Raw genomic sequence first — 14,129 nt, 5'->3', positions numbered from 1 at the left:
TATGAAAAAAGTATATATAATATTAATTCTTTTTGTAGCTTTTATGGTTAGTTGCAGTAAAGATTTCTTAGAAAAAGAACCTATTGGTAAATACGACAGCTCAGTAATCTTTCAAGATGAAGCATTAGCAGAATCTGTTTTAATAGGGGCTTACGATTTGCTTCAACATACTTACGCACAAAATTGGAACGGTGCTTGGATAGTAAAATTATTACCTGCGGATGATTCTTATGGGGGATCTACTATTTCAGATCAGCCTAACTTTCATGCTATTGATGAATATGATTGGGCATCTGACAACCCTGTATTTGAAAAAGTTTATGAAAATTTTTATAACACTATTGGTCAAGTAAACGAGATTATTAATAATACTGAAAGCTCAACACTATCCAATGCTAACATACTAAATGCAGAGTCTAAATTCTTAAGAGCCTGGTGCTTTTTCGAGTTAACTACCATGTTTGGCGAGGTGCCATTAAGATTACAACCACCAACTGGAATTTCAGAAGAAGGTTTTGCTTTACCTTTTAGTTCTCAAGCAGATATTTATAATCAAATTGAAGAAGATTTAACAAGCGCAATTGCTGGTTTACCTACAAAAGGAGCTGTTGCAGCACCTTTTAGGGTTTCTAAGGCTGCAGCAAATGCATTAATGGGTAAATTATTAGTTTTTGCAGGAAGAGATTCAGAAGCTATACCTTTTTTAAATGCCGCTATTGCGGATCCTGATACAGGTTTAGTAGAAGATTTTGATCAAATATGGCGTATAGGTGAAGAGTATGGAAAAGAATCTTTATTTGAGTTGGGATATGAAACTGACGGCGGTTATACATATGGAAACATTCCTTGGTCATTTAGAATTGAATCTAATATCCATATACAGCTAATGGGTAATAGAGGATTAGATTTTGGTACTTTAAGCGACTTACAAGGTGGATGGGGCTGGAATCGTCCAACTGCTAAAATTGGAGCTGCTTTTGATGCAGTTTCTGATGTAGAAAGAAAAAATGCTTCTTTAATTTCTAGCGATGATCTAGTTTCAATATATGGTGGTGCAGTAAACTTATCTGATGGTGATGCCTTTAGTAGAATTGATCCAAATGGTCCTATAACAGTTGAAAACACTTATGGTTATGATGGATTAAACCGTTTAAAATATACAACACGTCAATCTGAAACCTCTGAATCAGATGGGGACACAAACAGAGGAACTAATTGGAGACTATTAAGGTTAGGCGAAGTGTATTTATTAGCTGCTGAAGCAGAATTTAATGGAGGAACTGAAGGTAATGCGCTAGGTCACTTAAATACAATAAAATTAAGATCTGGTGTTGCAACGGTTAACTTATCAGGCCCTGCTCTACTACAAGAGATTAAAGATGAGAAATTTAGAGAATTAGCTTGGGAAGGACAGCGTTATTGGGATTTAGTGCGTTGGGGAGATGCCGCAACTGAAATTCCAGATTGGAACCCAACTTTATCAACATTTCCAATTCCACAAAAAGAAATAGATTTAAATCAAGGAAGTAATTAATTTTTTAACCATTTATTATAAACTTTGTTAACTAAAAAGCGTGTATAATTACACGCTTTTTACATTAACAAAAACAAATGCAAAAGGCTTTTAAAAACTTTAAGCTCTAAAGAAATTACTATTACTACATAAAAATATTAGGCAGAAATAAATGTAAATAAAGAGAGTTATATTATCATTGTAAAAAATGATGACTGTCTGTCTTCAATTTTTTAAAAAATCATTGAAAAAACAAATGCACTTGTAAATCCAACAAGTGCTAAAATGGTGGTCATTATAGACCAACTTTTAAAAGTTTGTTTTTCATCAATCCCTAAATATTTACTAACAAGCCAAAAGCCACTATCATTTACATGCGACATTATAGATGCTCCAGAGGCAATTGCTATCACTAACAAAGCTTTATCAATTTCTGTAATAGAGTTTGTTAAAAGAGGCGCTGTAATCCCTGCTGCAGTTATCATGGCTACAGTGGCAGATCCCTGTAGGATTCTAACAGTAGCTGCTGCTAAAAACGAAAACATAATAACACTAACGCCTTCATTAGCAAAATATTTAGCTAACATCTCTCCTGTGCCAGTATTAACTAAAACTTGTTTAAAAACACCACCAGCCCCAGTTAAAAGAATAATTATCCCAGCTGATTCCATCGATTTTGTTGTGATTTTTAATAAGGTTTCTTTTTTATATCCTTTTCTAATACCTAATAAATACCAAGCAATAATATTAGCTATGATTAAAGCTGTAAAAGGATGCCCAATCATTCCTAACCAATTTTTTATATCAACAGGAATTGTTCCTTCGTCAAACAAAGGGCTATTTAAAACAGTATTTCCAACTATTAGCAAAATCGGAATTCCAATGATGGTAATTATTAAACCTACTGCCGGATAATCTTTAACATTACTCTTATTAGTGACTTCAGGAGCAGCTACAAATATTTTTTTAGAAATATATTTTGCGAATATTGGCCCACTAATAATTGCTGTAGGAATTCCTGTTAAAAACCCGAATAAAATCACCCACCCTAAATCCGCTTTTAAAATATCTGCAACAGCAACAGGTCCTGGAGTCGGAGGAATAAACGCGTGTGTTATTGCTAATCCTGCTAATAATGGAATTGCATATAGCAATAATGATTTTTTTGTTTTCCGCTGTAAAGAATAAATTAATGGTACTAAAATGATAAATGCAACATCAAAAAATACTGGAATAGCAATAAAAAAACCTGTAATTACTAATGCCCATGTGGCATTCTTCTCTCCAAATTTATGCAATAAATAATTCGCCAAAGCTTCTGCCCCTCCTGAATGTTCTAATATGGCGCCAAACATCGCACCCAATCCAACTACCATTGCTACAAATCCCAAGGTATTTCCCATACCTTGTTTCATGGTTTCAATAATATCTGCAGGAGCCATTCCCGATAAAATACCGACAGTAATACTTGCAATTAATAAAGCGATGAATGCTTGAATTTTTAATTTTAGTATTAAAAAAAGTAGAATAGCAATACCGATAAATACTGCTGAAATAAGTGTAAAATCTATCATAATTCTTGCCATTTAGTGTGAAAAAAGCTAGAATTATCAGTATCAATTCTTTGATAAGTGTGTGCTCCAAAAAAATCTCTTTGTGCTTGAATAATATTTGCTGGCAATTTTTTGGTAGTCATTCCAACCCAATAATTATAAGAAGCACTTAAAGTGTTTAATGAAATTCTGTTTTGTAAACCAAATTGTAAAACTTTTATTATTGAAGCTTCAGAAGAGTTTAAATAATTGAAGTTGTTTTGATCCTCAAAATAATCTTCATTTTCTTTTAAAATACTGATAGAATCTTCCATGAATTTAGAGCGAATGATACATCCGTTAGTCCAAATTCTTGCAATTTCTGATAAGTTTAAATCCCAATTATAAAAATTAGATGCTTCTTTTATTAAACCAAACCCTTGTTGATGATTAATAATTCTTGCAAATTGATACCCTTTTTTTAATTGCTCTATATTTACTGATTCGTTTGTGTTTTTTCTATTTATTTTTTGGGCTAATTCAACTCTTCTTTCTTTAAATGAAGAAATGTATCTATCAAAAACAGATGACGTCATCATTGTATTTGGAAAACCTAGCTCTAAGGCTGTTTTACTAGACCAAGAACCCGTTCCTTTATTTCCAGCTTTATCTAAAATGATATCAATTAAATCATTTTTCCCTTCTTGCTTTCTTAAAATTTTGGCTGTAATCTCTAATAAGTAACTAGATTCGTTTCCTAAATTCCAGTTTTCAAAAATTTTTGCTATTTCTTTATTTGATAATGAAGTATGGAGTAAAGAATAAACTTCAGCAATTAATTGCATTTCTGCATATTCTATACCGTTATGAACCATTTTTATAAAGTGTCCAGCACCATCATTTCCTATATGAGAACAACAAGGTTTACCTTGAGAATCTTTAGCTGCTATTTTTTCTAAAATTGGAGCAATTTCTTTATAAGCTTCAACAGTGCCTCCAGGCATAATTGAAGGTCCTTTTCTAGCACCTTCTTCTCCACCAGAAATTCCGCAACCAACAAAATGAATATTTTTATTTTTTAAATAATTAGTTCTTTTTTGAGTATCGTTAAAATGTGAATTCCCTCCATCAATAATAATATCTCCTTCTGATAAATTTGGAATTAATTGTTCAATAATAGAATCAACTGCAAGACCTGATTTTATCATAATTAAAATTTTTCTTGGTCTCTCTACAGATGCTACAAAAGATTCTAAATTTGCAAAACCTGTAATATTTTTAAAAAAATTGTTATCGGATAAGAAATCTGATACAATTGACTCTTCGCCATCAGAAATTCTATTATAAACAGAAATTGAAAAACCTTTTTCAGCAATGTTTAGACTAATACTTTTCCCCATAACTCCTAAACCAATAACTCCAAATTCTGATTTATTCATCTGTTTTAATTTTTAAAGTGATTTCTTCTATTATTTCATCAATATCTTTCGAAACATCAACATATATCCCATAAGAAGGTAGTTCTAAAGTTTCAAATTGAGATTGAAGTAATTCTGATTTCATAAAATGATTTTTACGCTGATTTATTCTGTTTAATATCAAATTAAAATCACCATTCAAAATAGTCCACTGTATATTTTCTACACTCCTGTTAAGGATTTCTCTATATGATTCTTTTAGAGCAGAACAGGCTATTATTGCTCCTTTACCTTTTTTCCAATTTTGAATTTTACTAGATATATTTTGTAACCAAGGCAATCTATCTTCATCATTTAAAGCTTCGTTATTTTTCATTTTATCAATGTTAGATTGTGGATGAAAATCATCACCATCATAAAATGGGATATCAAGTTTTGTTGATAATTCTCTACCAATTGTAGTCTTCCCACAACCGCTAACTCCCATTATGATAATAATTAAAGCCATTATTTTTTTAAATAAAATGATTTTTTTAATCCTGAAGCAGAATGTGGTCCAATCCAAACATTAAAGTTCCCTTCTTCAGCAGCTTTTATCATTTCATAATTTACAAACTCTAAGTCTTTAGATGAAATTCTAAATTCAACCTCCTTTGTTTCTCCGCTTTTCAAAAAAACTGGCATGAATCTCTTTAATTCTTTTACAGGTCTCGTAATACTACCAACAGCATCTTGAACATATAACTGAGTGATGTCTTTTCCATCTCTTTTTCCTGTATTTTTAAGAGAGATTTTTACACTTAGTTCATCTTCAAAATTGATAGTATCTTTAGAAATCTGGATGTTTTCGTATTTAAAATTGGTATACGTTAATCCATAACCAAAAGGATATTGAGGTTTGTAACCTACATCTAAATAATGAGATTCGTTACCTAAAGAACTTTGCCATGAACCGATTGGAATTTTATCAATTGGTACAAATTTTACACTATCTGCTGGTCTTCCTGTGTTTTTGTGATTATAAAAAAATGGTAGTTGTCCAGCCGTTTTTGGCCAAGAAACAGGTAATCTCCCTCCTGGTTCTTGAATACCATACATAATTTCATGCAATGCTTCACCTCCCATAGTTCCCGGATGCCAAGCCATTAAAACAGCGTCAATATCATCAATAATATTCGAAATAGAAATTGGTCTTCCTGCCATAATAATTAGTACAATCGGTTTTCCTGTTTTAGCTAATTCTTTAATTAATTGTTCTTGAGCACCTGGTAAATCAATATTTGCTCTACTGTGAGCTTCTCCAGATAAAATAGCTTCTTCTCCTCCAAAAAATAAAATGACATCAGAGTTTCTTGCAGTTTTGATAGCTTCTTTAAATCCATCGGTAGATTTATCCCTACTATAATCTAAACCTTTGGAAAAAACATATTTTGTGTTTGCTTTTTTGAAAGCCATTAATGGTGTATTTGTATGTTCTTTTTCCCCATCAAAAGACCAAGTTCCTAATTGTTCATGTGGAGCATTTGCTAATGGACCAATAATGGCAACTTTTATGTTTTGACTTATTGGTAAAACAGAATTATTTTTAAGTAAAACAGTACTTTTAATTGCTGCATTTTTTGCTTCTTGTAAATGTTTTTCTGCATAAAAGTTTCCTGTATGTTCTTTATTCCTGTAGGGATTTTTAAATAATCCTAATTTGAATTTTACTCGAAGAATATTTTTAACAAATTCATCTAATTGTTCCTCTGTTACTTTTCCTTCTTTAATTAAATCTTTTAAATGATTTTCATAAGCAGTACTTGTCATTTCCATATCCATTCCAGCTGCTGCAGATAATTCACCAGCATGTTTTTCATCTCTAGCAAAACCATGAGCAATCATTTCTGTTGTAGAATTCCAATCACTTACAACAAAGCCATTAAACCCTAACTCATTCCTCAAAACTTGCTTTAACAAGAATTTATTTCCTGAAGCAGGAATTCCGTTAATTTCATTAAAAGAAGACATAACTGTTGCTACTCCAGCATCAATGGCCGATTTAAAAGGCGGCAAGTAAACGTTTCTTAACAAAGGCTCACTAATATTTACAGTATTATAATCTCTACCTCCAATAGCTGCACCATAACCAATAAAGTGTTTTGCACAAGCAGCTAAACTTGTTGGATTGCTTAAGTCTTCTCCTTGAAAACCTTCTATATAAGCTCTTCCTAACACAGTAGCTAAATAAGGATCTTCTCCTGGAGATTCTGCAATTCTTCCCCATCGACTATCTCTAGCGATGTCTAACATAGGTGCAAATGTCCATCTAATTCCTGCTGCACTAGCTTCAAAAGCAGCAATTTCTGAGGATGATTTTGCTATTTGAGCATCCCAAGTTGCAGCCAATCCAATAGGTATTGGGAAAATGGTTTTAAATCCGTGAATAACATCTCTACCAAATATTAAAGGAATTCCGTTTGGACTTTCTTCTACTGCAATTTTTTGCAATTCATCTACATAGTCTAAATTCATTACATTTAAAAAAGCTCCTACATTTCCTTTTCTTACAGCCTCTTTTAATTCTTCAGGTAAAATTTTAGATCGACTCGAAGTGCCTCTTAAATTGGTCTGTCCAATTTTCTCTTCTAAAGTCATTTTTGAAAGCAATTCATTAATTGCCTTTTCATAAGTTTGTTTTTCTTCTGAAACTTGTTTTGTTTCCTCTGAGCAACTTAAAAAAACAACAATCACAAAGAATAGAATATAATTTTTCATACTATAGATTATTTTTTTGTTTAAAAAATGTGCTTTTTACTCCTTTTACCCCTGGAATAACTTTAAAGATTGAACCTGAAAGCGGATATTTTTTTAACTCATCATCAGTCATATCAACTCTTGCCGTAGTAATATAAAGTGTATCAAAATTTTCACCACCAAATGCACAAGAACTTATATTATGCGCAGGGACTTCTATTTTTCTATCTACTTTTCCTGTAATTGGATTAAACCGAATTACTGTATTTCCATTCCACATACCCACCCAAAGCATGTCTTCTTCATCTATAGTCATTCCATCTGGATACCCTAACGTTTCTGGTATTTGTACAGCTACCTTTTCATTAGAAATAGAACCTGTTTCATTGTTATAATCGTAGGCTTTAATTTGAGAAATAGGTGTATCTATATAATACATAGTCTTTTTGTCTGAAGTCCAAACGATACCATTTGAAATGGTAACACTATCAATTTTTGTAGTGTAGCTACCAGAAGCATTAACCATAAATAGTTTCGCTTTATTTGCTAATTGTTCCATATGCATTGACCCTACCCAAAGGCGTCCATTAGGGTCACATTTACCATCGTTTAATCTACTTCCTAGTAAATCTGCTGACATGTCAGAAAAAAGTTTATGAACTCCAGTTTTTAAATTGACCGAATGAATACCATCTTCTAAAGCGACCATCATTTCGCTATCGTTCACAGGAACTACTGTTCCTGGCCTTGATGGCATTGACAATGTTTTATCTCTTTTAGTTTTTGGGCTGTATGCATGCAATTTTTTTCCTTCAATGTCTATCCAAAGTAATTCTTGGGTTTTATAATTCCAAAATGCGCCTTCCCCTAATTCTGCTTCAATTTGATACTCTAATTCTGCTACTTGATTAAATGAATTATTTTTAGTTGATTCATTTTTTTTCTTAATAGTACAAGAAGTAAAAATTAATAGAATTATTATTAAATGCGTATGTTTCATAATGTATTAAATGATTATTTTTAAGTTTACAGATCAACTTATAGTATTAAAATAATTTAGCTTGATCCGCTTTTGCTTTATCAAATTTATTTTAGATTAATTCATCAAAAAACAGCATAAATATTATCGTTTATGCTGTTTATGAAAAAAGCTATTAATCAATTGTTATATTTATTTTTTTAGAAATATTATTTGAAGTATTTCCTACGTAAACTATATATTCGCCTTTTTCTAGGTTCCAATCCGAAATGGTTTCATCATAAAATGTTAAAGAACTTACTGGAATTTTAATGCTAACACTAGAACTTTGTTCTTTGTTTACATGTACTTTCTTAAAACCCTTTAATTCTTTTAAAGCCCTTTTTACTTTAGATTTGGGTTTTCCTACATAAACCTGCACAACTTCTGCTCCATCTATACTACCAGTGTTATTTACGTCACAAGAAATTGTAATTAAATCATTTTCAGAATAATAATTTTTATCAGTTTTAATATTTGACAAGCTAAAATTTGTATATGATAATCCATACCCAAAAGCGTATTGAGCTGCTATTTTTTTAGTATCATGCCATCTGTACCCTACAAAAATATCTTCTTTATAATATTGATTTACACCATCTCCTGGATAGGATAATTTTCCGAATGAATGTGCTGCGTTATCTTCTAATTTTTTTGGAAATGAAAATGGCAATTTCCCCGAGGGGTTTACATCTCCACTTACAACATCTGCAATGGCATGTCCTGCGATACTACCTAAGTACCATGTTTGTAGTATGCCTTTTACTTTACCAGACCAAGACATATCTACAGCGTTACCTGTTACTAGAAGCATTCCTATATTTTTGTTTACTTTTTGTATTTCAGATAGTAACTCTACTTGTCCAAAAGGTAATTCATATTGCAGTCTATCATCACCTTCAGAGTCTTGGTGATGACTTTTCGTTAGTCCACCCACAAACAAAACGATGTCTGCTTTTTTGGCAAATTCTACTGCTTTTACTTTTAAAGAATCGGCGTTTAGTTTTCCTGAAATAACTTTGTCATAAGCAGAAGGACCAGATTCATATCCCATGGTATGGATTAGGGTTGCATTTTTATATCGTTGCTTTAAACCTTCTAATGGAGATACTTCGAATTTTGGTTTTAATTCTGAAGATCCGCCTCCAGCAGTCATCGATCTTGTAGCGTTTTCACCTATGATTGCAATTGTTATATTTTTTTCATCTTTTATGGGAAAAAAGTTGTTTTCGTTTTTCAGTAAAACAATCCCTTCTACACCAATTTTACGAGCCACATCATGGTGTTCTCTGTTATTCATTCTTCCAAAAGGACGATTAGGATTCATGTTTGTTCGATACATTAATCGTAAAATTCTGCGAACTTTATCATCAACAACCGATTCGGATATTTCACTTTTTTTTAGAGCTTCTAAAAAAGGATTTGCTAAATAGTAATACTGGTAATGATTTTCTGTTGTTGTACCTAAACCATCAGTTCCAGTACCCATTTCTAGATCTAATCCATACAGCGCAGACTCTCTTGTTGTATGGGCTCCACTCCAATCACTTATAACTACACCATCAAAACCCCAATCCGTTTTTAAAATTTTATTTAACATCTCATTATGACAAGCGTATTGACCTCGGACTTTATTATAGGATCCCATGAGGGACCAAACACCGGCTTCTTTTACTGCCGCTTTGAATGCTGGTAAATAAATTTCATATAAAGCTCTATCACTTATTTCAACATTTATAATATCTCTCCAATGTTCTTGATTATTTAATACAAAGTGCTTTACACAAGCGGCTACTCCATTTTTTTGAATACCTTTAATATAAGGTACTACCATAGTTGATGCTAAAAACGGATCTTCCCCCATATATTCAAAATTTCTACCATTCATTGGTGTTCTATAAATATTTACTCCTGGACCTAGTAGAACATCTTTTTTTCTATAACGAGCTTCTTCTCCAAGACTAAATCCATATTGGCTAGACAATTCTGGGTTAAATGAAGCTGCTAAACAAGTTAAGGCTGGAAAAGCTGTAATAGAATCGTTTGTCCACCCCGCATAGTCCCAAGAATCCCAACTAATTTCCGCTCTCACTCCGTGTGGTCCATCCGACATCCATATTTCTGGAATACCCAACCGAGGAACCCCTTTAGTACTAAACTTTGATTGGGCATGACACATAGCCACTTTTTCTTCTAAGGTTAGATTTTTTAAAATTTTTTCAATATTATCCTCTATCTTTTCAGGGGTAATATTTTGTATGAAGACTGTTGGATTTTGATTATCAGTTTTAATTTGAGAAACACTTGTTTGAATTGCGAAAAAGCATAAAAGAAGAATTAATACTAAGTAAGTCTTGTAAAAAAAAAGCTTCATAGGTGTAATAAATTAGTTAATTTAAATTTTGGTTGTAGCGAATAAAAGCTGTTTGAATTTTTGCTTAAATGCACATGGTAAATCTACTTTTAATCAAGAATCAGAAGTAAAACGAATGCAGCGAAGGTTGAAACATTTGTTGCAAAATGACTTGGAAAATCTATTTATATGATTAGAAAATGAGAATTTTATAAAAAATAAACAAGAATTTTATTATTCAATATAAATTCAAATCTTGGAATATGAAATTTCAGTCTTGTTGTAAGACACAAGCAGATGAGTATGAAAATTTAAATGTAAAATATTATCATCCCTCAATAAAAAATTAAATACTTAATTTAAACAAGTATAAAGACAAAAAATAATATTAAATGAGTTAAGAAAAAATTAACTGTTAACGCATCTTTGTAACATACTAAAATTTGCTTAAACTAATTTTAAACGATTTATGAAAAAATAATATGATAGATTTCAGGAATCACCTTATTTATGGATGTTGGAATTGATATATTTATCTCTTCTGAGATCTGTTTAAGTTTATGTTATTTAAACATATAATAACAACTAATTTACTTGGATTTACATATTTATTACTAAGCTATTAAAAAGGATAAAAATCATAACACAAAATTAAAATGCATAAAAAGATACTATTATTAATTTTATTTATTTCTTGCTCTTTTCTTGAAGCACAAGAACAATCGACAAATCAAATTGTTAATTTAATAAAACAATACAAAAACGATCTGCGTGGTCCCTATAAGAGTATAAAATGGTATTGTAAAGATAATACCGAAAGAGCTCCACGTGACCCTTGTCCTGACAGTATTGGTGGTGGAATTCAACACGCAAGTTTTAAGGAATCAGCTTTAAACTTAAGAGAGAGTAACCATTTATTTTTTGGTGAAATTTTAGCGGCTGTTTCTCATAAAGATTTTTTGGATAAGACAAATAACTTTAGTCGATTAAAACAATACCAAATAGGTAAATATTTAGGGAGTATAGATGATGGTTGGATTTTAAGAAAAGGACAATATTACAGAGGTGCAATACAATCTGAAGACGAAGAAGCTTGGGGAAAAACTTTTTTTGAAGATGTTCTTAATAACAATAATTTATTGGAAACTAATTATTATTTAATTCGTCAAGCCATTAAAGATATTCCCCATAATGGAGATAGTAATGTTGCCCAATTAATGCGAAGTCAATCTAAGATTTTAGCGGACGAAATTCCGAGTTTTATGGATATTAGAATTAAAATCCATGGAAATCCACAACATTCAGATATTTCTTTGGTCAAAAATTTTATTAAAGAGGAAGCAACAAAAATAACTTCTAAAAACAAAAAAGACCTCAACGAATTGGTCGCAACTATGGAGAAATTTTATGCTCCTTTAAATTTTGCTAAAATAAAAAAGCAATTACTAGAAATTAATAATCAAAATAATTCTTTACAAGAGATTAATGATTTTCTAAAACAAGATGAAAAAAATATTTCTCCAAGTGAATTGGTAGAAAAAACTTCAAGTATTTTAACAAACATTCGTTATAACATTTTATCCTTTAAAAGTGGAAAAGACCGTTTAAAATTATTGGATTTAAGTAATGAATTAGAAAATATTTTATTGATAGAATCTCAAAACTGGAAAACAGAAACTTTGCATGAAAGCATTAACAAAATTGATGTTTTAACTTGTGCAACTGTTGGAACTGGATTATTAGAAATTTGGGAATATAACACTGTAAAAAAGATTTTTGATGAAACATTAAGTAAAGAAGAGATTACTATTAAAAACTTAAATTCCGTTCTATCAACAGCAAGAAGTATGGTAGAATGGAGCGCTTCTCTCATCAAAGCGAATTACCAAGAAAATGTAAATAACTATGTAACTTTTGAACCAATTTCTTATGGTTTTATTGATGATCGAGTACGAAACAGTGTTGCATTAAGCCTAGGAGAAACGGTAAGTAAATTAGGAACTTACGTAGCAAATATTTCAAATATTAATAACGACGTAATGTCTATTAATAATCAGAGTTCAATTAGAGGTTTGAATCCTGGTTTTGCTTATGGAGAATTGGTAGTTGTTGATGGAAATCCTAATGATATTGAAGTAAATACAAATAAGATTTATATTTTTCAAAAACCTCCATCAGATTTAAAACCTGTTGCTGGAATTATGACAGTTTCGGAAGGGAATTTGGTTTCTCACGTACAACTTTTAGCTAGAAATTTAGGAATCCCTAATGCAGCTTTATCTAATGAAAATTTAAAATCATTATCAAAATTTAATGGTCAAAAAGTGTTTTATGCCGTTTCAAACAAAGGGAATGTAATTTTGAAATCGGAGCTTTCAATGACTTCTGAAGAGAAAAATTTGTTTAGCAAAAGAGAAAGAAGCAACAACATGATTGAAGTTCCTGTAAATCAAATTCGATTAGATGTAACTAAGGTCGTTAATATGAAAGATGTTGATGCGAATGATTCTGGGAAACTTTGTGGACCAAAAGCAGCCAATTTAGGGGAATTAAAAAAACTATTTCCAAAGCAAGTTGTAGAAGGTTTAATTATTCCTTTTGGAATCTTTAAAATGCACATGAATAAAGAAATGCCAAATGAAAACAAATCTTATTGGCAATATTTGAACGATACTTTTGCAAAAGCAAAAATCTTAAAAAACAAAGGGGGGACAGAAAATGAAATTGAAGAATATCAATTAAAATCTCTCGAAAAATTACATAAGGCAATTTTAAACATCTCTCTAAATGATGATTTTATTAATGATTTGAGAAGTAATTTTAAATCTGTTTTTGGGAATTCTATTGGATATATTCCTGTCTTTTTAAGAAGTGATACAAACATGGAAGATTTAAAAGAATTTACCGGCGCAGGATTAAATTTAACATTATTCAATATTTTAGAAGAGCAAAAAATTATAGAAGGCATTAAACGAGTTTGGGCTTCTGCTTATACAGAACGAAGTTTTAAATGGCGTCAAAAGTATTTACTAAATCCAGAAAATGTATATCCTTCAATTTTAATTATTCCAAGTGTAGATGTTGATTATTCTGGTGTAATGATTACCAAAGGAATTAATGCAGGAAATGAAAGTGATTTAACCGTAGCTTTTAGCCGTGGTGCTGGTGGTGCTGTTGATGGTCAATCTGCCGAAACACGATTAATTACCCCAAATTCTAATATTCTTTTAGCTCCTGCAAGACAGCCAGATTATATTCGTCTACCAACTTCTGGTGGAACAAAAAGCTACACAACCTCTTTTAACAAGCCAATTTTAAACGATTATAACATTCAAGATATTAGAAAATTAGCCTCAGAAATAAGAAAAAAAATAAAAAGTGAATATTCTAACAATCAAGCGTATGATGTAGAATTCGGATTTAAAAACAACAAATTATGGTTGTTTCAAATCAGACCTTTTGTAGAAAATAAACAAGCCAAAAGTTCTGATTATTTAAATTCTATTTCTCCAAAAATCGACACAAACAAAACTATTGAATTATCACAAAAAATATAACT

8 protein-coding genes are annotated in these 14,129 nt (G+C 31.0%); 2 read left to right on the top strand and 6 right to left on the bottom strand.

Going from position 1 to position 14,129, the window contains the following annotated elements; all coding sequences use genetic code 11:
* Position 1: 1 nt before the first annotated feature.
* A complete protein-coding gene (locus C7447_RS10755) occupies positions 2–1,534 on the top strand; it encodes a RagB/SusD family nutrient uptake outer membrane protein (protein WP_148870517.1) in 1,533 nt (510 codons plus the stop codon).
* A 212-nt stretch (positions 1,535–1,746) separates the two neighbouring features.
* On the opposite strand, the gene C7447_RS10750 is transcribed toward C7447_RS10755, so the two are convergent.
* The 6 genes from C7447_RS10750 to C7447_RS10725 all read right to left on the bottom strand — a co-directional run bounded on the left by C7447_RS10750 (position 1,747) and on the right by C7447_RS10725 (position 10,591).
* On the bottom strand, positions 1,747–3,087 hold the full coding sequence (locus tag C7447_RS10750; RefSeq protein ID WP_148870516.1) for a GntP family permease: 1,341 nt from the start codon (positions 3,085–3,087) through the stop codon (positions 1,747–1,749).
* Positions 3,084–4,484, bottom strand: coding sequence for an NADP-dependent phosphogluconate dehydrogenase (gndA, locus tag C7447_RS10745; protein WP_148870515.1), 1,401 nt, complete (start codon positions 4,482–4,484; stop codon positions 3,084–3,086). The genes C7447_RS10750 and gndA overlap by 4 nt, the downstream gene beginning before the upstream one ends.
* Positions 4,477–4,971 (bottom strand): gluconokinase, encoded by a 495-nt coding sequence (locus C7447_RS14915; RefSeq protein WP_148870514.1) that lies wholly within the window; start codon positions 4,969–4,971, stop codon positions 4,477–4,479. Before C7447_RS14915 ends, gndA begins: the two co-directional genes overlap by 8 nt.
* Positions 4,971–7,220: a beta-glucosidase BglX gene (gene bglX / locus C7447_RS10735; protein ID WP_148870513.1), complete on the bottom strand. Its 2,250-nt coding sequence runs from the start codon at positions 7,218–7,220 to the stop codon at positions 4,971–4,973. Before bglX ends, C7447_RS14915 begins: the two co-directional genes overlap by 1 nt.
* Position 7,221: 1 nt before the next feature.
* Entirely contained in the window at positions 7,222–8,199 is a 978-nt protein-coding gene (locus C7447_RS10730) for an SMP-30/gluconolactonase/LRE family protein (protein ID WP_148870512.1), read from the bottom strand.
* A gap of 154 nt (positions 8,200–8,353) precedes the next feature.
* Positions 8,354–10,591, bottom strand: a complete 2,238-nt coding sequence (locus C7447_RS10725) for a beta-glucosidase family protein (protein WP_148870511.1) — start codon at positions 10,589–10,591, stop codon at positions 8,354–8,356.
* Positions 10,592–11,226: 635 nt separating this feature from the next.
* On the opposite strand from C7447_RS10725, the gene C7447_RS10720 reads away from it, so the two are divergent.
* Positions 11,227–14,127 carry a PEP/pyruvate-binding domain-containing protein gene (locus C7447_RS10720; protein WP_148870510.1) on the top strand — a complete coding sequence of 967 codons (2,901 nt, stop codon included), beginning with the start codon at positions 11,227–11,229 and terminating at the stop codon, positions 14,125–14,127.
* Positions 14,128–14,129: the final 2 nt, after the last annotated feature.

This window comes from Tenacibaculum adriaticum (assembly GCF_008124875.1).
In the GTDB taxonomy this organism is placed as follows: Bacteria; Bacteroidota; Bacteroidia; order Flavobacteriales; family Flavobacteriaceae; genus Polaribacter; species Polaribacter adriaticus.
This window is presented reverse-complemented; position numbering and strand designations above follow the sequence as displayed.

Bases quoted from the DNA above. Each gene is read 5' to 3' on its own strand.
- C7447_RS10755 (WP_148870517.1), top strand. From the start codon at position 2: ATGAAAAAAGTATATATAATATTAATTCTTTTTGTAGCTTTTATGGTT.
- C7447_RS10750 (WP_148870516.1), bottom strand. From the start codon at position 3,087: ATGATAGATTTTACACTTATTTCAGCAGTATTTATCGGTATTGCTATT.
- C7447_RS10725 (WP_148870511.1), bottom strand. From the start codon at position 10,591: ATGAAGCTTTTTTTTTACAAGACTTACTTAGTATTAATTCTTCTTTTA.
- gndA (WP_148870515.1), bottom strand. From the start codon at position 4,484: ATGAATAAATCAGAATTTGGAGTTATTGGTTTAGGAGTTATGGGGAAA.
- C7447_RS14915 (WP_148870514.1), bottom strand. From the start codon at position 4,971: ATGGCTTTAATTATTATCATAATGGGAGTTAGCGGTTGTGGGAAGACT.
- C7447_RS10730 (WP_148870512.1), bottom strand. From the start codon at position 8,199: ATGAAACATACGCATTTAATAATAATTCTATTAATTTTTACTTCTTGT.
- C7447_RS10720 (WP_148870510.1), top strand. From the start codon at position 11,227: ATGCATAAAAAGATACTATTATTAATTTTATTTATTTCTTGCTCTTTT.
- bglX (WP_148870513.1), bottom strand. From the start codon at position 7,220: ATGAAAAATTATATTCTATTCTTTGTGATTGTTGTTTTTTTAAGTTGC.